The organism is Pseudooceanicola spongiae (assembly GCF_014899185.1).
GTDB classification, from domain to species: domain Bacteria; phylum Pseudomonadota; class Alphaproteobacteria; order Rhodobacterales; family Rhodobacteraceae; genus Pseudooceanicola; species Pseudooceanicola spongiae.
The window spans coordinates 2,732,461-2,752,958 of the sequence record NZ_CP045201.1; the positions used below are offsets into that span (position 1 = coordinate 2,732,461).

General features: G+C 63.6%; 28 protein-coding genes and 1 pseudogene. 19 read left to right on the plus strand and 10 right to left on the minus strand.

The annotated features are described in order from the left end of the window. Positions 1-3: 3 nt before the first annotated feature. From F3W81_RS12850 to F3W81_RS12865, 4 genes are all read right to left on the minus strand, one after another. Complete coding sequence (locus tag F3W81_RS12850) at positions 4-549, minus strand: F0F1 ATP synthase subunit B' (RefSeq protein WP_193079548.1); 546 nt, start codon at positions 547-549, stop codon at positions 4-6. Between the two features lie 93 nt (positions 550-642). After that, positions 643-879, minus strand: a complete 237-nt coding sequence (locus F3W81_RS12855; protein WP_010142019.1) for a F0F1 ATP synthase subunit C — start codon at positions 877-879, stop codon at positions 643-645. Between the two features lie 74 nt (positions 880-953). Next, complete coding sequence (locus tag F3W81_RS12860; protein WP_193079549.1) at positions 954-1,715, minus strand: F0F1 ATP synthase subunit A; 762 nt, start codon at positions 1,713-1,715, stop codon at positions 954-956. Then, positions 1,705-2,049, minus strand: a complete 345-nt coding sequence (locus tag F3W81_RS12865) for an AtpZ/AtpI family protein (RefSeq protein ID WP_193079550.1) — start codon at positions 2,047-2,049, stop codon at positions 1,705-1,707. The genes F3W81_RS12860 and F3W81_RS12865 overlap by 11 nt, the downstream gene beginning before the upstream one ends. On the opposite strand from F3W81_RS12865, the gene F3W81_RS12870 reads away from it, so the two are divergent. Continuing rightward, complete coding sequence (locus F3W81_RS12870) at positions 2,048-2,347, plus strand: hypothetical protein (protein WP_193079551.1); 300 nt, start codon at positions 2,048-2,050, stop codon at positions 2,345-2,347. The two genes, F3W81_RS12865 and F3W81_RS12870, sit on opposite strands and share 2 nt — an antisense overlap. Then, positions 2,344-2,682, plus strand: a complete 339-nt coding sequence (locus tag F3W81_RS12875) for an ArsR/SmtB family transcription factor (protein ID WP_193079552.1) — start codon at positions 2,344-2,346, stop codon at positions 2,680-2,682. The genes F3W81_RS12870 and F3W81_RS12875 overlap by 4 nt, the downstream gene beginning before the upstream one ends. Here the strand turns inward: F3W81_RS12875 and F3W81_RS12880 are convergent. Both F3W81_RS12880 and F3W81_RS12885 read right to left on the minus strand, forming a co-directional pair. Next, on the minus strand, positions 2,679-3,524 hold the full coding sequence (locus F3W81_RS12880; RefSeq protein ID WP_193083857.1) for a DMT family transporter: 846 nt from the start codon (positions 3,522-3,524) through the stop codon (positions 2,679-2,681). The genes F3W81_RS12875 and F3W81_RS12880 overlap by 4 nt on opposite strands. Before the next feature lie 53 nt (positions 3,525-3,577). Continuing rightward, entirely contained in the window at positions 3,578-4,465 is an 888-nt protein-coding gene (locus F3W81_RS12885; RefSeq protein ID WP_193079553.1) for a LysR family transcriptional regulator, read from the minus strand. Positions 4,466-4,673: 208 nt separating this feature from the next. Here F3W81_RS12885 and F3W81_RS12890 point away from each other — a divergent pair, with 208 nt between their 5' ends. The 16 genes and pseudogenes from F3W81_RS12890 (at position 4,674) to F3W81_RS12965 (ending at position 16,572) form a co-directional block, all read left to right on the plus strand. After that, positions 4,674-4,832, plus strand: a complete 159-nt coding sequence (locus F3W81_RS12890; protein ID WP_193079554.1) for a hypothetical protein — start codon at positions 4,674-4,676, stop codon at positions 4,830-4,832. Between the two features lie 386 nt (positions 4,833-5,218). Next, positions 5,219-6,736, plus strand: a complete 1,518-nt coding sequence (gene ffh, locus F3W81_RS12895; RefSeq protein WP_193079555.1) for a signal recognition particle protein — start codon at positions 5,219-5,221, stop codon at positions 6,734-6,736. Positions 6,737-6,830: 94 nt separating this feature from the next. Further along, the gene (locus tag F3W81_RS12900) at positions 6,831-7,385 is read left to right on the plus strand and encodes a GNAT family N-acetyltransferase (protein ID WP_193079556.1); all 555 of its coding nucleotides are present in this window, start codon (positions 6,831-6,833) and stop codon (positions 7,383-7,385) included. Further along, a complete protein-coding gene (locus tag F3W81_RS12905; RefSeq protein WP_193079557.1) occupies positions 7,382-7,927 on the plus strand; it encodes a GNAT family N-acetyltransferase in 546 nt (181 codons plus the stop codon). The genes F3W81_RS12900 and F3W81_RS12905 overlap by 4 nt, the downstream gene beginning before the upstream one ends. Further along, entirely contained in the window at positions 7,924-8,472 is a 549-nt protein-coding gene (locus F3W81_RS12910; RefSeq protein WP_193079558.1) for a GNAT family N-acetyltransferase, read from the plus strand. The genes F3W81_RS12905 and F3W81_RS12910 overlap by 4 nt, the downstream gene beginning before the upstream one ends. Beyond that, entirely contained in the window at positions 8,472-9,077 is a 606-nt protein-coding gene (locus F3W81_RS12915) for a GNAT family N-acetyltransferase (protein ID WP_193079559.1), read from the plus strand. The genes F3W81_RS12910 and F3W81_RS12915 overlap by 1 nt, the downstream gene beginning before the upstream one ends. Then, on the plus strand, positions 9,070-9,396 hold the full coding sequence (locus F3W81_RS12920; RefSeq protein WP_226941674.1) for a chorismate mutase: 327 nt from the start codon (positions 9,070-9,072) through the stop codon (positions 9,394-9,396). The genes F3W81_RS12915 and F3W81_RS12920 overlap by 8 nt, the downstream gene beginning before the upstream one ends. 81 nt (positions 9,397-9,477) lie before the next feature. Continuing rightward, entirely contained in the window at positions 9,478-9,861 is a 384-nt protein-coding gene (gene rpsP, locus F3W81_RS12925) for a 30S ribosomal protein S16 (RefSeq protein ID WP_193079561.1), read from the plus strand. A gap of 308 nt (positions 9,862-10,169) precedes the next feature. After that, entirely contained in the window at positions 10,170-10,688 is a 519-nt protein-coding gene (rimM, locus tag F3W81_RS12930; RefSeq protein WP_193079562.1) for a ribosome maturation factor RimM, read from the plus strand. 1 nt (position 10,689) lies between these two features. Then, entirely contained in the window at positions 10,690-11,514 is an 825-nt protein-coding gene (locus F3W81_RS12935) for a hypothetical protein (RefSeq protein WP_193079563.1), read from the plus strand. Positions 11,515-11,557: 43 nt separating this feature from the next. Continuing rightward, positions 11,558-12,334, plus strand: a pseudogene (gene trmD, locus F3W81_RS12940) (tRNA (guanosine(37)-N1)-methyltransferase TrmD); the annotation flags it as partial. A gap of 604 nt (positions 12,335-12,938) precedes the next feature. Further along, a complete protein-coding gene (rplS, locus tag F3W81_RS12945; protein WP_193079565.1) occupies positions 12,939-13,316 on the plus strand; it encodes a 50S ribosomal protein L19 in 378 nt (125 codons plus the stop codon). A gap of 11 nt (positions 13,317-13,327) precedes the next feature. Beyond that, positions 13,328-13,549: a 50S ribosomal protein L31 gene (rpmE, locus tag F3W81_RS12950; RefSeq protein WP_193079566.1), complete on the plus strand. Its 222-nt coding sequence runs from the start codon at positions 13,328-13,330 to the stop codon at positions 13,547-13,549. 260 nt (positions 13,550-13,809) lie between these two features. After that, entirely contained in the window at positions 13,810-14,991 is a 1,182-nt protein-coding gene (locus F3W81_RS12955) for an APC family permease (RefSeq protein ID WP_226941675.1), read from the plus strand. A gap of 229 nt (positions 14,992-15,220) precedes the next feature. Further along, entirely contained in the window at positions 15,221-16,030 is an 810-nt protein-coding gene (locus F3W81_RS12960) for a division plane positioning ATPase MipZ (protein WP_193079567.1), read from the plus strand. Positions 16,031-16,044: 14 nt separating this feature from the next. Then, positions 16,045-16,572 carry a DinB family protein gene (locus tag F3W81_RS12965; RefSeq protein WP_193079568.1) on the plus strand — a complete coding sequence of 176 codons (528 nt, stop codon included), beginning with the start codon at positions 16,045-16,047 and terminating at the stop codon, positions 16,570-16,572. Here the strand turns inward: F3W81_RS12965 and F3W81_RS12970 are convergent, their stop codons facing one another. Genes F3W81_RS12970 through F3W81_RS12980 form a run of 3 tightly spaced genes read right to left on the minus strand, consistent with a single transcriptional unit; the run spans position 16,573 to position 18,622 of the window. Next, complete coding sequence (locus F3W81_RS12970; RefSeq protein WP_193079569.1) at positions 16,573-17,382, minus strand: metal ABC transporter permease; 810 nt, start codon at positions 17,380-17,382, stop codon at positions 16,573-16,575. Next, positions 17,379-18,143 (minus strand): ATP-binding cassette domain-containing protein, encoded by a 765-nt coding sequence (locus F3W81_RS12975; protein ID WP_193079570.1) that lies wholly within the window; start codon positions 18,141-18,143, stop codon positions 17,379-17,381. The genes F3W81_RS12970 and F3W81_RS12975 overlap by 4 nt, the downstream gene beginning before the upstream one ends. Continuing rightward, positions 18,140-18,622, minus strand: a complete 483-nt coding sequence (locus F3W81_RS12980; protein WP_193079571.1) for a transcriptional repressor — start codon at positions 18,620-18,622, stop codon at positions 18,140-18,142. The genes F3W81_RS12975 and F3W81_RS12980 overlap by 4 nt, the downstream gene beginning before the upstream one ends. 98 nt (positions 18,623-18,720) lie before the next feature. On the opposite strand from F3W81_RS12980, the gene F3W81_RS12985 reads away from it, so the two are divergent. Continuing rightward, the gene (locus F3W81_RS12985) at positions 18,721-19,671 is read left to right on the plus strand and encodes a zinc ABC transporter substrate-binding protein (RefSeq protein ID WP_193079572.1); all 951 of its coding nucleotides are present in this window, start codon (positions 18,721-18,723) and stop codon (positions 19,669-19,671) included. On the opposite strand, the gene F3W81_RS12990 is transcribed toward F3W81_RS12985, so the two are convergent. After that, entirely contained in the window at positions 19,668-20,336 is a 669-nt protein-coding gene (locus F3W81_RS12990) for a hypothetical protein (RefSeq protein ID WP_193079573.1), read from the minus strand. The two genes, F3W81_RS12985 and F3W81_RS12990, sit on opposite strands and share 4 nt — an antisense overlap. Positions 20,337-20,498: the final 162 nt, after the last annotated feature.

A 20,498-nucleotide genomic window follows, 5' to 3' on the forward strand; every position in this document is an offset into this window, starting at 1 on the left:
CACTCATCCTTTCAGCTTTTCGGTGACGGCACTGTCGATGGCGTCGGGGGCTGCGGTGAACCCGAAGGCCGCGACGATCTCGGCAGCGGCATCCTTGGCAACGACTTCAGCCGCTTCCAGCGCACCGGCACGGATCTCCGCGATGGCTTTTTCGCCTTCTGCAACCTTGGCCGAAATCTCGGCATCGGCGCGCGCTGTAGCCTCGGCCAGATCCGCCTGGATCTCGGCTTTGGTGGCGGCGACGATGTTCGCGGCTTCGACGCGGGCATCGGCAAGGGCCTTGTCGTAGGCGGCTTCCGCCTCCTTGGCCTTTTGCTTGAGGTCTTCTGCCGCAGCAATGTCGTTGGCGATCGCACCCGCCCGATCCGCCAGCACCGATCCGACGCGCGGCAGAGCCACACGGGACAGGATGAGGTAGATCACGACAAGCGTGACGATCAGCCAGAAAATCTGGTTGCCCCAGGTCGAGAAATCGAGCTGCGGCATGCCTGGGGCGGCGGCTGCAGCGTCGGCAGCGTGACCAGCGGCTTCGTGCGTTGTGGTCGCCATCTTGACGTCTCCCGGGAACTTGATCTGGTATTCAGATTACCACGGGCAGGCCTCTAAAGGCCCACCCGCGCGTAAGGATCTGTTCCGAAAGTCTTAGACAGCGAACATCAGCAGCAGAGCGACGAGGAACGAAAAGATCCCCAGGGCTTCTGCGAAGGCCATGCCGATGAACAGCGTGGCGGTTTGCGATGCAGCGGCCGACGGGTTGCGCAGTGCGCCGGACAGGAAGTTGCCTGCCACGTTGCCCACACCCATTGCAGCGCCGCCCATGCCGATGGCAGTCAGACCCACACCGATGTACTTGCCGAGTTCTGCGATATCGCCTTCCATGAGTATTCTCCTTACGTTGGAATTGGCTGGATGGATCGTAGGGTGCGTGATGTCACACACCGAACGTTTGGTGATTAGTGAGCCGGATGCAGCGCGTCCTTGAGGTACACGCAGGTCAGGATCGTGAAAACGTAGGCCTGGATGAAGGCCACCAGCAGTTCGAGGCCATACATCCCCGCAATCGCCACGATCGAGATCGGGCTGACAGCGGCGATCGCGGCGAAGCCTGCGAAAACCTTGATAACGGCGTGACCGGCCATCATGTTGCCTGCCAGACGAATGGAGTGGCTGACGGGGCGCACGAAGTAGGAAATGACCTCGATCAGCGCCAGCAGCGGGCGGACGGCCAGCGGGGCCGAGCTGACCCAGAACAGGCCGAGGAACTGTTTGCCGTGCAGAACGAAGCCGAGCACGGTCACTGTCAGGAAGACCGACAGCGCCAGCAGGATTGTGGCGGCAAAGTGCGACGTGACCGTGAAGGCCGTCGGCACAAGGCCCAGCAGGTTGGCGGTGACGATGAACATGAACAGCGTGAAGATATAGGGGAAGAAGCGGATGGCATCCTTGCCGGCGACATCTTCAACCATCTTGTAGATGAAGCCATAGGCCATTTCGGCCACCGACTGCATCCGCGACGGGATACGATTGCGACCCGAGGTGCCCAGCACCATCAGCGCGACGATGGCCAGAACAGTCAGCGCCATCCAGAGCGTGGCGTTGGTGATCGTGTACCAATGCACGCCTTCGCCGCCGAACAGCGGTTTGACGATGAATTGATCCATCGGGTGGAAAACCAGACCACCCTCTTCGCCGCCGTGCGCTGCTTCAGTCGCCATCTTTATCCCTCAGCTCATCTCCGGCGCTGTGGCCGGATGTGTCGTTCTCAAGTTCCTTGGCGGACCGTATCATCGCTTTGATACCAGCCACGAAGCCAAGGAGGGTGAAGAGGATCATCATCGCAGGGGCAATGCCCAGCAGCCAATCCAGCCCGTATCCTATGGCAAAACCGATCAGCAGACCGGCCACCAGTTCCGTCACCATGCGCCAACCCACCTGGGCCGCCGAATAATGGTCTTGTCCGTGCGGGACGCTTTTCTTGTCGATGCCCTTGGCCGCCGCGATCCGGGCTTCCAGAGCGGCCATCCTGTCCCGGTGATCCGGATCATTCATGGCAAAAGACATCCCCGCATTTGTTAAGGCGTTGCTAAGGTTCACAGGTCCGCGAGTCAAGGTGCTTAGCGCCGTCGGATCAACAAGGACAACTCACTGTTATAAATCGGAAAATCCCGTAATTTTCCCTGCTAATTCATCCATCACCACCCAACACGCCTTCGCAGAGGCCCAAAACCCATCTTCAACCTTTTGGTTGAGTATGAAAATCCAAGCCTCTCAAGGCCATGACACTCAATCGCATGGTTTAGCGTTTCTGTTGACGTTTCACGCCACCAAGGCCTATCTGGCGGCATGACAGCATCCCTCGACACCGTCTTTGCCGCTCTTGGTGATCCAACCCGCCGGGCGATCCTGTCGATGCTGCTTGAAGATGACATGGCCGTCACTGATGTGGCCGAACCATTCGAGATGTCGCTGGCCGCGATCTCCAAGCACCTCTTCATCCTCGTCAACGCCGGGCTGATCACGCAGGAAAAGCGCGGCCGCGTGAAGTGGTGCAAGCTGGAGCCGGACGCCCTGAAACAGGCCAGCGTCTGGATGCAGGGCTTCGGTCAGTTCGAGCCGGTGAACCTGGATGACTTCGAACGCTTCCTCGCCGCCGAGCTGGGCGAAGACGCGAACGACACCTAGTCCTTCAGCAGGATCACCAGCGCCAGTATGGTCAGGGCCACGCCGCCCAGGATCATCGCCGGCGGAAAGCCCCTCCCAAGAGCCGCCTGCCACAGGATCACCCAGCTTGGCGTCAGATAGGTATAGGCCATGACCTTGGCCGAAGGCAGCCGCATGGCCGCGTATTGCAACAGGACAAACGTCATCGCCGACGAACAGACCGCCGTATAGGCCAGCGCAATCCAGACGATCCCCGGCAGAGTGGCCCAGTCCGTCGCCAGGATCTGTGGCATCCCCCAGATACCCAGCACCAGCGCCCCCGCCACCAGCATCCCGAAGGTAAAGACCACCGGAGGCTCGCCCCGGTTCAACTTGGGCACCAGCGGCGCATAGATCGCGTGGGCAATACAGCCGACAAAGTAGATCCGCTCGCCCACGCCGATCTTGAACTGCATCAGCGCGCCGACATCAGCGCGAAAGATCACCCAAAGCGCCCCGCAGGCTCCGATCGCCAGCGCCAGCGCCATCCGCGGCGTCGTGATCTGGCGCAGCAACAGCCAGCCGACCACCGCCGCCATCAAGGGCACGAGGGTAAACATCGACGAGGCCGAGACCGGGTCCGCCGTCTTCAGCCCCTCGAACATCAGCACGAAGTAGATCGCGAAGATGCCCCCCAGCAGTAGGTACCGCCACGGCGCGCGAAAGTCAGACCGCTTCAACCCCGGCCCCGCCAGTGCGAAGCTGCCCACCAGCACCGCCGCCAACACGAAGCGCACCGCATTCAACGCGGCAGGCGAGACATAGGGCACCGCCATCGCCGCCAGCGGAAACGACCCCGCTACCAGCGCCGAAAACGCCAGCATCGCCAGATGGCCCTTGGCCGCCTCGCTCAAGCCACTCGCTGGCTCGGATACACTCAAGCCGTGCCGTCCTTGAAGTCCGAGGTATGCTCCTTGAGGAAGTTCAGGAAGGCCTGCACCTTCGTCGTGCGATGCAGGTCCATATGGGTCACCAGCCACAACCGGCTGTCCCATTCCTCCTGCGGGGGGTGCACCTCGACCAGATCGTCGCGCGCATCAAACTCATAGGTGCCAAGGAAGCCCAGACCGACGCCCGCCAGGACCGCCTGCCGCACCGCCCGCATATCGCCGGAGCGGAAGACAACCTGGTGCGCCGGGATGGTCTCGCGCATCCACTGGGCGAAGGGAGCCTTGCTGGAGGGATCATCGACTCCGACAAAGCGGTGCCCGGCCATGCGTCCGGGGATCTTCGGCATCCCGTGACGTTCGATATAATCCTTGCTGCCATAGATCGCGCTGCGCAGCCGTAAAAAGGGCTGTACGACGTTGTCGGGCTGCTGCGGCGGGCTGCCGGCGCGGATCGCGACATGCGCCTCGCCGTACTCAAGCCGGAACAGCCGCGCGCTGGTCAGATAGCTCAGCGCGACATCCGGGTATTGTTCCTGAAACTTGGCCAGCAGCGGCACCATCAGCTGGCTGAGACCGCCGATCGTCGTCACCACCAGCTCGCCCGCCACCTCATTGCCGCGGCCCTTGATGCGCGCCGACAGCTGGCTGAACTGATCGTCAGTCGCCTGCGCCACGCGCAACAGATCCTGCCCGGCCTCGGTCGCCGTGTAGCCGCGCGTGTGACGCTGAAACAGCTTCACCCCCATCCGCCGCTCCAGCGCATCGATATGGCGAATCACGGTGGCATGATGCACGCCCAGCACGTCGGCCGCCCCTGAGACGGTACCCAGCCGCGCAACCTGATACGCCGTGCGGATTTCATCCCAATTGTCCATAAGGCACCTGTGCGCTGAAAAACTACAGCAATCAGTCAATGCTCTTCGGGTGCGTGGATGCAAGGGTAAAGCGAATTTTAGCTGTCAGGCATGACGAAAATGCGACGTGACATTGGGCCCCATTGCCTTCCGTCGAAGAAACCCCAAATCTGTACTTCGAGTCGCGCACCGATCCACTTCGAACAATCGCGACTGAAAGGAGAGTTCCATGCTCGCAGCCCATCCCGCATTTGCCGCTATCCTCGGCCTCGCCTCCTTGGCGGCCCTGTGCTTCGCTCTGGCCCAGAAGACGGCAACCCCCGTCAGACGCGCTGTTCGCGTGACAGCCCCTGCGCGCCGCGATCCACTGGCCAAACGCCGCAGCTGAGGCAAAGCCTCGCTCTTGCGGTCTGTCGGGCCGACCACAACGGTGGCCCCCTGACACACCAAGCAACCATACACCGCGCCGCCCGGCCTCACCGCCGGGCCACGCCGCCAAGATTGTGCGCCGCACTGGCGGTTTGGGCACGTCACAGCGCCGCTGGCCTGATAAACTTGACTTTGCCGCCTCACCTGCCTAAACGCAGCGCACCTATCCCGGAATCTGTGATGATTCCGGTCCCATCGCTTTTGCGGGGATCGCCACCAGTCAGCGCGTTGCGCCCACTGGTGCCGTTGGCCTTTGCGCCGGTCCTGTAAGAGCTTGAGGTTTGAGCCGCCCTCACCCAAATGGGGGTCAACGCAACAGTCAGGTGGCCTGAGGAGGGCCGGGGCATGTTTGAAAATCTATCCGAACGCCTCTCCGGCGTCTTCGACCGACTGACCAAGCAGGGCGCGCTGAACGACGAAGACGTCAAGACCGCGCTGCGCGAAGTCCGTGTGGCGCTGCTTGAGGCCGACGTCTCGCTGCCGGTTGCACGTGATTTCGTCAAAGCCGTGCAGGACAAGGCGACCGGCCAGTCGGTGACGAAATCCGTCACTCCCGGCCAGCAGGTCGTCAAGATCGTCCATGACGAGCTGGTGCATGTGCTGGCCGGCGAAGGCGAGCCCGGCAAGCTGAAGATCGACAACGCCCCCGCGCCGATCCTGATGGTCGGCCTGCAGGGCTCGGGTAAAACCACGACCACTGCGAAACTGGCGAAACGGCTGAAGGAGCGTGAGGGCAAAAAGGTCCTCATGGCCTCGCTCGACGTCAACCGCCCCGCCGCCATGGAACAGCTGCAGATCCTCGGCGTGCAGATCGGTGTCGACACCCTGCCCATCGTCAAGGGTGAACAGCCCGTCGCCATCGCCAAGCGCGCCAAGATGCAGGCGGCCTTGGGTGGGTATGACGTCTACATGCTCGACACGGCCGGTCGCCTGTCGATCGACGAAGAGCTGATGCAACAGGTCGCCGCCGTCCGCGACGTCGCCAACCCACGCGAAACCCTGCTGGTGGTCGATGGCCTGACCGGCCAGGACGCCGTGCACACCGCAGAAAACTTCGACGCCCGTATCGGCATCACCGGCGTTGTGCTGACCCGGATGGACGGCGACGGCCGCGGCGGTGCCGCTCTCTCCATGCGCGCCGTCACCGGCAAGCCCATCAAGTTCGTCGGCCTCGGCGAAAAGATGGACGCGCTGGAAACCTTCGAGCCTGAGCGCGTCGCGGGCCGCATCCTCGGCATGGGCGATATCGTCGCCCTCGTCGAGCGCGCGCAGGAGACGATGGAGGCCGAACAGGCCGAGCGGATGATGAAGCGCTTCCAGAAGGGTCAGTTCAACATGAACGACCTGAAGATGCAGCTTGAGCAGATGCAGAAGATGGGCGGCATGGAAAGCGTCATGGGCATGATGCCCGGCATGGGCAAGATGTCGAAACAGGTCAAGGACGCAGGCTTTGATGACAAGATCATCGCCCGTCAGATCGCCCTCGTCCAATCCATGACCAAGAAGGAACGCGCCAACCCCGCCCTGCTGCAGGCCTCGCGCAAGAAGCGCATTGCCTCGGGTGCCGGTCTGGAAGTCTCCGAACTCAACAAGCTCATCAAGATGCACCGCCAGATGGCGGACATGATGAAGAAAATGGGCAAGATGGGCAAAGGCGGCATGCTGAAACAGGCCATGAAGGGCATGTTCGGCAAAGGCGGCATGCCCGCTGGCATGGACCCCTCGCAAATGGACCCCAAGGCGCTGGAACAGGCCGCAAAGGCCATGGGCAGCGGCAAGGGCGGCATGCCCCCGGGCTTCCCCGGCATGGGCGGCGGCAGCGCCCTGCCCCCCGGCCTCTCTGGCTTCGGCAAGAAGAAATGACCCATTCCCTTCTTCTTGCTGCAATATTCCCGCCGGAGGCTCCCGCCCCGCCACCCGACCACACCTCTGACCTGACGAAAGCCACCCCCCGCAGATGATCGCCAAAAGCCCCACCCATCCGGTCCTTGAGACCGCGCGTCTGCGCCTGGTGTCCCCCGCGGCACCGGGGTTTGACGCGGTGGGCGCCTATCTGATGCCCGGCGCACGGCGTTTCGTCGACCAGCACCCCGATGAAGAGGCCGCCTGGTGGTCCATCGCCACCATCATCGGCCACTGGCACCTGCGCGGTTACGGCCATTTCGCCGTGATCGAAAAGGAAACCGGCCTGAACTGCGGCCTCGTCGGCCCGTGGTTTCCGCGCGGCTGGCCCGAACCCGAGCTTTCCTGGCAACTGCTGGACGGGGCCGAGGGCAAGGGCATCGCGACCGAAGCCGCGCGCTGCGTGCTCGACTGGCTGTTTCAGGACAAGGGCTGGGCCTCGTGCATCTCCCTCGTCGATCCGGAAAACGACCGCTCGACCGCCATGGTCGAACGTCTCGGCGCACGCCCCGAGGGCATGTTCAGCCACCAGATGACCGGCGATCTGCGGATCTGGCGCCATGTGCCGAAAACTGCCCCCGGCCGCAAACTGCTGGAGGGGCTGGCATGATCGCTGAGATCCCGACCCTGACCACCGAGCGCCTGACCCTGCGCGGCCCCGACGCCCGCGACCTCGACGTGTTGTGTGACTTCTACGCCTCTGACCGCTCGATCTTCGTCGGCGGCCCGATGAACCGCGAACAGACCTGGCGCCAGCTGGCGACCGAGATCGGCCACTGGACCCTGCGCGGCTATGGCCGCTGGATGGTCGACCTGACCGCCACCGGCGAAACCGTCGGCATGGTCGGCCTCTGGGCCCCAGAAGGCTGGCCCGAGCCCGAAATCGGCTGGGACCTGATGAACGGCCGCGAGGGACACGGCTACGCCACCGAAGCCGCCCTGACCGCGCGCGCCTATGCCTATGACGTGCTCGGCTGGTCCACTGCGATCAGCCTCGTCAAACCCGGCAACGACGGCTCGGCACATGTCGCGCTGCGCCTTGGCGCGCGCATGGACGGCGAATTCAACCATATCCGCTTTGGCCGCCTCGACGTCTATCGTCACCCGGCCCCGGCAGAGCTGATCAACGGCAGCGCGGAGGCCTACGCATGAGCGCGCTTGGCACCCCGGCACACGACCTCCCCATCCCCGTTCTGGAGACAGAGCGGCTGATCCTGCGCGGCCCCGCGCCGCAGGATTTCGCACCGATGGCCGAACTGATGTCCGACGCTGAACGCTCGCGCTTCATCGGTGGCCCCCGCACTGAGGAAAACGATCACTGGCGCGGTTTCATTGCCATGATCGGTCACTGGATGTGGCGTGGCTATGGCTACTGGACCATCGTCGAAAAAGCGACCGACCGCCCCGTTGGCCGCACCGGCGTCACGAATCACATCACCTGGGACGAACCCGAGCTTGGCTGGCACCTGTTTGCCGGCTGCGAAGGCAAGGGCTACGCCACCGAAGCCGCCCGCGCCGCGCGTCTGCATGTCGCGCAGGCCTTTGGCCTTGATCGCGTGATCTCCTATATCGACCCGGAAAACGCGCCCTCGCGCGCCGTGGCACTGCGCCTTGGCGCAACCGTTGAGCGTGATGGCGAAGTGCTGGGCCATCCGGTGCAGGTGTTCCGTCATCCCTCCGCGCTGGAGGGTGTGTGATGCCGCTCAGCGATATTCCCGTGCTGGAAACCTCGCGCCTGATCCTGCGCGGCCCCGAGCCGCAGGATTACCCCGATTTCCGCGCCACCTTCAGCTCCTACCGTTCGCGCTTCATGGGCGGGCCGCTGAACCCCTACGAGACCTGGATGCTCTATGCGGCTGAGATCGGCCATTGGCAGATCCGGGGCTACGGCATGTGGATGATGCACGACAAGGCGACGAACAAACCCCTCGGCATGGCCGGCGGCTGGAAGCCTGCCAGCTGGCCCGAGGCCGAGCTCGCCTGGATCATCTGGCCCGAAACCGCTGGCAAGTGCTATGCGCTTGAGGCGACCAATGCCGCGCGTGATTATTTCTATGACCAGCTGGGCTGGGACGGGGTGGTCAGCTACCTAGACCCGAAAAACCTCGCCTCGATCCGGCTGGCAGAGCGTCTTGGTGCGGTCAAAGACCCCGACGCGCAAACCGTCGATGGCAACGATGTCTGCTATCGCCACCCCTCGCGCAACGCGCTGAACCACAGCCAGATTGCCGACGGGATCGCGATGGAGATCCGCTCCTATCATGACCCGCTGTTCCAGCCGAAAGGATATGCCCTTGACTGATAAGGTCACGCCCCTCGCGCCAGAGACCGATCCTGTCGCGCGCGCCGCCGAACTGCTGAAAGAGCATCGCTCCAGCATCGACCGGCTTGATGCGATCCTCGTCTATACGCTGGGCGAGCGGTTCAAACACACACAGGCCGTCGGGGTCCTGAAGGCCGAACATGACCTTCCCCCGTCTGACCCCGACCGCGAGGCGATCCAGATCGCCCGCCTCGAAGAGCTTGCGAAAGCGGCCGATCTCGACCCCGCTTTCGCCAAGAAATTCCTGAATTTCATCATTCAGGAGGTGATCCGGCATCACCGGCAACACCAATCCTGAGGGATGCTAAGGCGCGCCCCTCACCACGACTGAACGACGGCACAGCCCGTCAAACCAACGCCATCTAAAGGAGATACCCCCATGGCTATGAAAATTCGTCTCGCCCGCGGCGGCTCTAAAAAACGCCCCTTCTACCGGATCGTTGCTACGGATTCCCGTATGCCCCGTGATGGCCGCTTCATCGAGAAGCTGGGCACCTACAACCCGCTGCTGGCCAAAGACAGCGAACAGCGCGTTCAGATGGACGTCGAGCGCGTTCAGTACTGGCTGGGTCAAGGCGCACAGCCGACCGACCGCGTTGCGCGTTTCCTGGAAACCGCTGGCCTGATGGCGAAAAAAGACCGCAGCAACCCGAAAAAAGGCACCCCTGGCAAGGCCGCGACCGATCGCGCCGAATCCAAAGCTGCCAAAGCTGCTGAAGCCGCCGAAGCCGCTGCTGCACCCGCAGAAGCCGCAGCCGAGTAATCGGGCCGTGCCCCGTCGGTGCCCTGTGCACCGGCGGGGACGTTCGGATTATCCCCCCGCCCATGCCCTTTCTGTTTCGCCCCGTCCGTCTTGTGATGCTGCTTGGCGCCGCTTTCGTGGCCGGCATGTTGTATGAACACGACCGACAGGCGCAAAACTGTCTGGAAAAGGCGGATCTTCTGGCGGATGCTGTCTGTCAGTAGACCAGATCAGGCCGCAGGGCCGCGCCGCGGTGCGCAGGCCCTCGACCGCTCCCGCCCCCGAACGCCCCAGTGGGGCCGGGGCCATGAATTCAGAAAGGCGCCAAGGTGAGCGATACGACCCGAGAAAATGAACTCGTCTGTGTCGGTGCGATTGCCGGAGCCTTTGGTGTGCGCGGCGAAGTGCGGCTGAAAAGCTTCTGCGCCGATCCCGAAGCCATTGCCGATTACGCCCCCCTCAGCACCGAGGATGGCAGCCGCCAGTTCACCGTCAGCCTGACCCGTGCCATCACCAACGCCTTTGCGGCGCGCATGTCCGGCATTGACACCAAGGAAGAGGCCGACGCCCTCAAGGGCCTGCGCCTTTACGCGCCGCGCAACCGCCTGCCTGCGCTGCCCGACGACGAATACTACCACGCCGATCTGATCGGGCTGCTGGTCGTGGACACCGGCGGCAACGAGCTCGGCCGCGTCAAGGCCGTGATGGACCACGGCGCCGGTGATCTGCTTGAGATCACTGTGCCCGGCAACAGCTCGATCCTGCTGCCCTTCACGATGGAGGCGGTGCCCACCGTCGATATCGAGGCCGGACGCATCGTCGCCGACCCACCCGAAGGCCTGTTCTGACGTGCCGCCCCGCCTGATCGTCCATGCGGGGTTTCACAAGACCGGCACCTCCTCGGTGCAGCAGATGCTGCGCCGGGGAAAGCGCCCGCTGCGCCCAGTCCTGCGGGCTCTGACCAAGCGCGACATGCCCGCGATGTGCGAGGCCGCCCGCGCCTATGCCCAAACCTCCAGCCCTGTCGAAATGGCTCTCTTCGCCTATGAGACCGCGCAGGTGTTCGAAGCGCTGGACCCCGCCGATGCCCGCTGCGTGCTGCTGTCGAGCGAGGATCTCTCTGGCCATATTCCGGGCCGCCGCAAGCGTCTGGGCTATCCCGCCGCGCCACGCCTGATGGCACAACTGCTTGAGACGGTCGGGGCCGTCTGGGGCGCGGCCCCCGAGGTGATCTTCTATTTCTCCACCCGCGCACCCGAGGCCTGGATGCGCAGCTGTTACGCCCAGCACCTGCGCGCCACCCGGATGACCGACGACCTTGCCACCTATATGGACTGGCAGCGACCGCAGTCCGATCTCTCGATGCAGGTGGCGGCCATCGCGGCCGCCGTGCCCTCCGCCCGTGTCAAGGAGCACGCGCTGGAGGATACCCGCGATTTGCCGCATGGTCCCCTGACGCCTTTGCTCGATCTGGCCGGGGTGCCGCAGCACATCCGTGACAAACTTCCGCCCCCCGCCATCGTCAACGCCGCCCTGCTCGAACCGATGCGCGAGGCGTTGCGGCTGCTGAACGCCTCGATTGCCGACAGCGAAGAGCTGAGCCGGCGCAAACAGGCGTTGATTGCCGCGGCGCATCACGGCAAAAGCCCTCCGAACGACCCCGTCACAGACTGAAGCGGCGCCCCAACGACCCGCCCGAGAGGAAAAGGATCCGCCCATGACGTCGAAATCCCATGGCCGCAAGAGCATCACGATCAGCGCCAAACCGCGCGACCTGATGGAGGAAAACCGCCTCTCCGGTGTCTGGTCGGCGCAGGTGATCACGCTGCTGCCGCAGGCCTTTCCCGGCGTCCTTGGCGAGAGCCTGACCGGCAAGGCACTGCGCGACGGGCTCTGGCAGCTCTCCACCATCAACCTGCGCGACTATGGCCTCGGCAAGCACAACAATGTCGACGACACGCCTGCGGGCGGCGGCGCCGGCATGGTGCTGCGTGCCGATGTGATGAGCAGTGCGATCGATCAGGCGCTGGCCAACTCGAATGGCGCGCGCGCGCCGCTGATCTACCTCAGCCCACGCGGGCGGCGCTTCGACCAGCAGATGGCGCGCAACCTGGCGCGCGCCGACGGCATGACCCTGATCTGTGGCCGCTTCGAAGGCCTGGATGAACGGGTGCTGGAGCAGTACAATGTGATGGAGGTCTCCCTCGGGGATTTCGTCATGACCGGTGGCGAGCTGGCGGCGCAGGCGATGATCGACGCCACGGTGCGGCTGCTGCCCGGCGTGCTTGGCAATGCCGAGTCCGCCGTGGAGGAGAGCTTTTCCAACGGCTTGCTGGAACATCCACAATACACCAAGCCCGCCGAGTGGCGCGAACGTGCGATCCCCGATGTGCTGATGTCGGGCCATCATGGTGAGATCGCCAAGTGGCGCCAGATGATGAGCGAGGCGATCACCCGCGCCCGCCGCCCCGATCTGTGGTCGGCCGCGCGCGCCGGCTTGCTCGACGATGCGGTGGCCAGCGTGCGCGACGCCAATGGGCTGACGGAATTCCTCAGGCGCTACGGCGAAGAGGCTGTGACCGGGCAAAGGCTGCTGAGCCTGCTTGAGCAACGCGGACACGACATCGCACTGCCGAACAATCCCTGGCAGGCGGCGGCGCAACTGTTCTGGCTGTCGACGCGGAGATAGGCCAGAGGCGCAGGTTTGCGGCGCACGTGGCAAGGGGGCTGTCTGCCCCCTCTGGGCCTCTGGCCCATTCACCCCCGAAAGTATTTCCCGCAAGGTGAGGAAAGATACCTGCCACTGGCAGTTCCTGAGGGTGAGATGGCTGTGCGGGCTTGTGGGATTGGGCGAAATGGCCTATGACCCGCGCGTCCGGGGCCGGAATCGGCCAGCCGGACCTGTTTGTTTTGGCCAATGCCTGAGAGCTTCTTCGCCTCGGGCGGGCGAGACGACAGTCAGACAAGAGAATGTTGACCTGATCCTCCGGCGGGCTGCCCCATGACCGATGTCATGACTGGCGGGACCCGATGAAGACGCGGAGCTCTGAGGCGCAAATGACCTTCGCGGACCAACCGTGAGCATATAGGAGAACGCGATGAACCTGATCGCACAGATCGAAGCGGAGCAGATTGCTGCGCTGGGGAAAACCATCCCCGATTTCAAAGCCGGTGACACCATTCGCGTCGGCTTCAAAGTGACCGAGGGCACCCGTTCGCGTGTGCAGAACTATGAAGGCGTCTGCATCAGCCGCAAGAATGGCTCTGGCATTGCCGGGTCATTCACGGTCCGCAAGATTTCCTTCGGTGAAGGCGTGGAACGTGTGTTCCCGCTGCACTCGACCAACATCGAGACCATCGAAGTTGTGCGTCGCGGCCGTGTCCGTCGCGCCAAGCTGTACTACCTGCGCTCGCGTCGCGGCAAATCCGCACGTATCGCAGAAGTCACCAACTACAAACCCCAAGCCAAGGCATAAGGAGAGACGTCATGAAAGCGGATATCCATCCCGAATACCACATGATCGACGTCAAGATGACCGACGGCACGATCCTGAAGATGCGCTCGACCTGGGGCAAAGAGGGCGATCAGATGTCGCTCGACATCGACCCGACCGTGCACCCGGCCTGGACCGGTGGCTCCTCGCGTCTCATGGATGCCGGCGGCCGCGTGTCGAAGTTCAAGAACAAATACGCTGGTCTGGGCTTCTGATCTCAGGATCACCCCTTTCCGGACAGACAGAAACGCCGCTCCCTTTCGGGGCGGCGTTTTTCGTTGGGGAGGAGGGGCGGCCGTGACTTGCTGGGCGACCTCTTCGACGAGCATCTCCGACATGCGCTTGTGAGCCCTGCATCCGCGACCGCTTGCCGCTTGCCGCTTGCGCAGCTTTGTTGAAAAACCGCGCCAACCATTGTCTTGCCCTCCGGGGGGCTTCGCTCTACCTCGGACAGAACCCCAATCCGCAGGACCCCATGTTCAACATCCTCTCTATCGCGATCCTCGCCGCCTGCGTAGTGTCCGGCGCGGTGCTTTTCCTGCCGTTTCTGCGCAACCGCCCCGTTTGGCGGGCAATGGTCACGCCGCTGGCCTCGATCATCGGCTCCGGCTTCCTTGTCCTCGGGCCGATCCTGGCCGAGGGCTACGGCGCCTGGGCGCCAGTGGTCATGGCGCTGCTCTGCCTCGGCGCCTGGGCCTTCGGGTCGGCGATCCGCGAAAATATCAAGCGCATCGGCGATGATAATGATGACCGCTCGGGGTATGAGATGGTCGCCTCTGCCATGCTGGCGCTGGCCTACGTCATCTCCGTTGCCTACTATCTGAACCTGTTTGGTGCCTTCGCCGTGCAGGTTTCGCCCTGGCAGAGCCAATTTGCCGCCCGCATCGTCACCACGGCGATGTTCCTTCTCGTGCTGTTCCTCGGATACGGGCGCGGCTTCACCATGCTGGAGCGCGCCGAATATCTGACGGTCACGATCAAACTGGCGATCATCACCGGCCTGATCGTCGGGCTGGCGTGGTTCTTCTATGACGCTGGCAGCGCGGGAGAGCTGTTCGTCCCCGAGCTGCACACCGGCGGCTGGCCCGCCATCACGCTGGCCTTCGGACTGCTCGTCACCGTTCAGGGCTTCGAGACCTCGCGCTACCTTGGCAACAGCTATGACGCCAAGACGCGGATTTCGTCGATGCGACTGGCCCAGATTGTCTCGACCCTGATCTATGTCGTCTACGTCGTGCTGCTGGTCTTCGCCCACCATGTGCCCGAGGGCGAGCTGAGCGAGACCGCGATCATCGACATGATGAAGGACGTCTCGCCGATCCTGCCGGGGCTGCTGATCCTGGCGGCCCTTGCGGCGCAGTTCAGTGCCGCCGTCGCCGATACCGGTGGCTCCGGCGGTCTGCTGGTTGAGCTCTCCAAGCGGCGGCTCACCGCAAAGCAGGGGTATGCCGTGCTCTGCCTGATCGGGATCGCCCTGACCTGGACCGCAGATGTGTTTGAGATCATCTCCTACGCCTCACGGGCCTTTGCGCTTTATTATGCTGCGCAGGCCGGGATCGCGGCGCGCCATGCGTCCGGCGCGCGGCGCTTCGCCTGGATCGCCCTTGCCGCTCTGGGCCTGGCCATTGCGATTTTCGGCCAATCGATCGAAGGCTGATCGCGCGCCAGTCCCTCACAGGCCGGTGCACCGCTGAACCGCGGTGCACTTACCGCCCGGATACCGACGCGATACCGACAGTGTTTTCGGGCCTTTCGGCCCCGTTGCGTCACCCTGCGGACACAGAAGCCAGCTGTCAGCAGCGCGGCGCTTTTCCGATGACAGACCCCAACATATAGTGTGCCAATCTCGGCGTGGCGGAGCGCAATTCATCCTTTGGAGAGCAAAAGTGGCGCATATCATTGTGGTCGGAAACGAAAAGGGCGGCGCGGGTAAATCCACAGTCTCGATGCATGTCGCCACGGCCCTCGCACGGATGGGGCATCGTGTGGCCTGCCTCGACCTCGACCTGCGGCAACGCACCTTCGCGCGCTACGTCAGCAACCGCGTGGCCACGATGGAACACGAAAACCTCAACCTGCCCTCCCCCAGCTTTCATGAGCTGCCCGAGATTGCCCCGGATCAGCTTGCCCCCGGTGAAAACATCATGGACCGCCGTCTGGCCGAAGCCCGCGCCGAGCTTGAGCCGATTGCAGATTTCATCCTGATCGATTGCCCTGGGTCACACACGCGCCTCAGTCAGGTGGCGCATTCCATGGCCGATACGCTGATCACGCCGCTCAATGACAGCTTCATCGACTTCGACCTGCTGGCCCGGATTGATGGCGAGGGGGAAAAGATCCTCGGCCCGTCCGTCTATTCCGAGATGGTCTGGTCGGCGCGCCAGCTGCGGGCGCGTGCTGGGCTGACACCGATCGACTGGGTGGTGCTGCGCAACCGCCTCGGCGCGCAAGCCATGGTCAACAAACGCAAAATGGAGACCGCGATTGAAACGCTGGCTCGTCGCATCGGCTTTCGCGTCGCCCCCGGCTTCAATGAGCGGGTGATCTTCCGCGAGCTGTTTCCCCGGGGGCTGACCCTGCTGGACCTCAAGGATACCGGGGTCACCAGCCTCAACATCTCCAATATCGCCGCGCGTCAGGAACTGCGTGATCTGATCCGCGCGCTGAAACTGCCGGGCGTTGAGGTGAACTTCTGAGTGAGAGCGAAAGAATGAGCGAACTTTCAAGGCCATATCAGCTGATGGCGAAGAACAACGCCTGGGCGAATGCGACGCTGCATGCCGCGATATCTGCCTTGGAGCAAGCCGCTTTCGAGGCGGAGCGTCCGGGGTTCTTCCCCTCCCTGCAGGCCACGATGCAGCATATTTACGAGGTTGATCTTTACTACCTCGACGCGCTTCAGGGCGGCGGCATCGGGCTGGCAATCTTTGACCAGAGCCCGCCCGAAACAGCCACTGACCTCGGAGCCGCACAGGCCGCAACAGACCTGCGGCTGATCCAGTTCTGTGCCGACCTCAGCGCTGAAACGCTTGGGCAGACCCGGGTGACCAAGCGCAGCAAGGGGGCATTCCACGAGACGGTCGAAGCGCTGTTGCTGCATCTGTTCCAGCACCAGATCCACCACCGTGGACAGGCGCATGTGCAGCTGCAAAGCGCCGGGATCACCCCGCCACAGCTCGACGATTTTCACCTTGAGTATGAGCGCGTGCCGACCGCTGCGGCCTATTTCGCCCCCTGATCAGCGCCGCCCCAGACGCCGCCGCACCACATCCGACAGGCTGGCCGCAACGAACAGAACCGCAGCGACACAGACGATGGACGGCCCGGTCGGCGTGTCGAAATGGAACGAGGCCTGCAAGCCACCGATCACCGAAATTGCGCCAATTCCCCCTGCAATCAATGCCATACGCTCAGGCGTCGAGGCAAAGGGACGCGCGGCTGCCGCCGGGATGATCAGCATCGCCGCGATCAGCAGCGCCCCGATTACCTTGATGGCCACCGCCACCACCAGCGCCAGTGCCACCGTCAGCACCAGCTGTTCGCGTTTGGGGTCGAGCCCTGCAGCATAGGCCAGATCGGGGTTCAGCGTCGTGGTCAGCAGCGCTGACCAGCGCCAGCGGATCAGCAGCAGCACCAACACCGCGCCGCCCCAGATCACCCCGAGATCGCCCTTGCTGACGGCAAGGATGTCGCCGAACAGATAGGCCATCAGATCGATGCGCACCCCCGACAGGAACGACACCGCGACCAGCCCGAAGGCGATCGCCGAATGTGCCAGGACCCCCAGCAGCGTGTCCATCGCATAGCCGCGCCCCGACAGCCCCGATATCGCCGCGGCCATCGCCAGAGACACCGCCAGAACCCCTGCGAAAACCGACGTCTGAAAGGTCAGCGCCAGCGCCACCCCAAGGATCGCCGCGTGGGCCGTCGCGTCTCCGAAATAGGCCATGCGCCGCCACACGACGAGGCACCCCAGAGGTGCCGCCGCGATGGCCACGCCAAGACCGGCGAGCGCCGCGCGGATCAGAAAATCATCCAGAAACATCATGATGCAGCGCGGTCCTTGTCGTGCGAATGCCCATGATCATGGGCATGTTCGTGGTCATGGCTGTGATTGTGTTCGTGCCGGTAGAGCGCCAGCGCGCCCTGCGTCCCCGTGCCGAACAGGGCGCGGTACTCCGGCGCGCTCGCCACATGCTCGGGCGCGCCTTCGCAGCAGACATGTCCGTTCAGGCAGATCACCCGGTCCGACGCCGCCATGACGACGTGCAGCTCATGGCTGACCATCAGCACCGCGCAGCCCAGCTCCCGGCGTACCGTCTCGATCTGGCGGTAAAACGCGGCAGAGCCGGGCTGATCCAGCCCCTGTGTCGCCTCGTCCAGGATCAGCAGGTCCGGTTTGCTGAGCAAGGCGCGCGCCAGCAATACCCGCTGGAACTGACCGCCGGACAGGCTCGCCATCTGCTGGCGTGACAGACACTCGGCCCCGGCGTGGTCCAGCGCCTCGGCCGCGGCAGTGTCACTGACATGCTCCGGCAGGCTGAGGAACCGGCGCACCGTCAGCGGCAGCGTCGGATCAATATGTAGTTTCTGCGGCACGTAGCCGATCCGCAGCCCCGGCTTGCGTACCACTTGGCCTGCGCTCGGCTTCACCGCGCCGATGATGGTGCGCAGCAAGGTCGATTTTCCCGACCCGTTCGGGCCCACGATAGTCAGAATCTCGGCGGCCCGGACCGACAGATCGACGTTTTCCAGCACGGTCTGGCCGCCAAGGCGGACCGTGGCGCGCGTCAGCTCAACAAGGTTCATGCAGAGGCACCCTCATGGCAGTTCGGGCACAGCCCCTCGGCCTCGACCACCGCGCGTTCGATCTGAAAGCCCGCGCGCTCCGCCGATTGACCGAGCATGCCGCGCGCCGGATCTGCCTCGGCCTCAGCCACCTTGTCGCACTTGCGGCAGATCAGGAAGGCTGGCGAATGGCTCTCGCCCGGATGGGCGCAGGCGACGAAGGCGTTCAGCCGTTCGATCTTGTGGGCAAAGCCGTGTTTCACCAGAAAATCCAACGCCCTGTAGGCAACCGGCGGCTGCGAGCCCAGCCCCTCCTGCCGCAGAATATCAAGGATGTCATAGGCCCCGAGCGCGCGGTGCCCCTGCAGCAAGATCTCCAGCACGCGACGGCGGACCGGCGTGAACTGCAGCCCCTCAGAGCGGCAAAAGGCATCAACCGAAGCAACGCCATCGCGAATGCAGGCGGTATGATCGTGACTTTCGAATCCCGGACTGTCCATCAGCGTTGCTCCTGCTCGTGAAATTTCACCCTTGATATGTTATATTATCCGCCCTATCAAGCCGCTCAGAACGTTATACTATCACATTGGAGACTGGCATGTTTCGAACTGCCCTGCTGACCTCGGCCCTCGCTTTGATCGCCGCAAGCCCCGCTCTGGCCGAGGTGCCTCACGTCATGACCGACATCGCACCGGTTCAGTCCATCGTTGCGCGCGTCATGCAGGGCGTGGGCGAGCCGGGCGTCATCCTGCCCCCCGGCGCCTCGCCGCATGAACACGCGATGAAACCCTCCGAGGCGCGGTCCCTGCAGCAGGCAGATCTGGTCTTCTGGGTGGGCGAGGCCCTGACGCCCTGGCTCGAAAAGCCGCTCGCCTCCCTCGCCTCCAACGCCAAGGCGGTTGAGCTGATGGCGACTGAGGGCACCTTGGTGCTGCCCTTCCGCACCGATCTGGCCTTTGGCGACGCAGATCACGACCATGACCATGACCATGACCATGAAGCAGAGCACGCCGAGGCCCACGGCCATACCCATGAAGGTCAGGATCCCCATATCTGGCTGGACCCGGAAAATGCCATCGTCTGGACGCGCCTGATCGCCACAACGCTCGCGCAGGCAGACCCGGACAACGCCACCATCTATGCCGCCAATGCGGTTCAGGCCGAAGCCGAGCTGACCGCCCTGACCGGCGAAATCACCGCCGAATTTGCCAAGGTTGCCGATGTGCGCTTCGTCACGTTCCACGATGCGTATCAGTACTTCGAGCACCGCTTTGACGTACCCGCCACCGGGGCGATCTCCGAGAGCGATGCCCGCGCGCCGAGCGCCGCGCGCATGGCCGGGATCCGGGACCTCGTCGCCGCGCAGCACGTCCACTGCATCTTTGCCGAGCCTCAGTTCAACTCCGGGCTGGTCGATACGGTCTTCGCCGGGTCTGGTATCAAACTGGCGGTCATCGACCCTCTGGGCACCGAATTTGCCCCCGGCGCGGCCCTCTACCCTGAGCTGATCCGGGATATCGGGCAGAAAATGGCCGCCTGCGGGGCTTAAAAGGCGCTGACGGCCCGCTGCTCCGCGGGCGCGACCTGACCGAGAAGGACCTGACTGATATCAGCCGTCTCCGCGCTCACCAGCAGCCATTTCACCAGTTCGGCGTATTTGATCAGCGTATCGGCCTCCTGCACAAGGCGGCCGGTATGATCCTCGAAGGCGCCGATCGTGTCTGGCGTGCGCAGTCCGCTGCGCACCGCCGCCACCACATTCAGCGCCGGCAGCACAACGCGGTCAATCGCCTGCACCGCCACTTCCGTGAGCTGGTCCGGGGCGATCTGCGTGGCAAGATCCTCGGCATATTGCCGCAGCGCCAGCAGGGGCTGGCCGGTAAAGGACGCGAACCAAAAGCTCGCCTCGACGCCACGGGCGATGCTGAAATTGGTGTGAACCCGCAGCTTTTGAAACTGCGCGCCCGCCACCTCCAGCACATAATCGGACTTGGATATCATCTCGCCGCTGCGATTCATCTCTGACAGCTGCGACAGGATATCATCGCAGAGGCTGTCGATCAGAACGGATCGCAACAGCGGCAGATCGGGATAGGTGATCGTGTGCAGAATCCCGCCCTCAGAAATGTCGATCGAGCGGAGGTGCCATTGGTTGGTCTCTTCATCCAATCCAAGATAGGCGGCGAATTTATAGCTGTCCGTCTGTGCCGTCACGTCTGTCTCCAAGGCCTCGTCCCGTTCTGGGGACAAGCATTTCGCAATAACGGTTAACACTTCATTAATCGCATTTGCGTCAGGATATTTGTATCAACCTGCGCGAGAGGCGATATTATTCCTACACGCAACACAATTGGCCGTGCTGGACTGAGAAGCGTG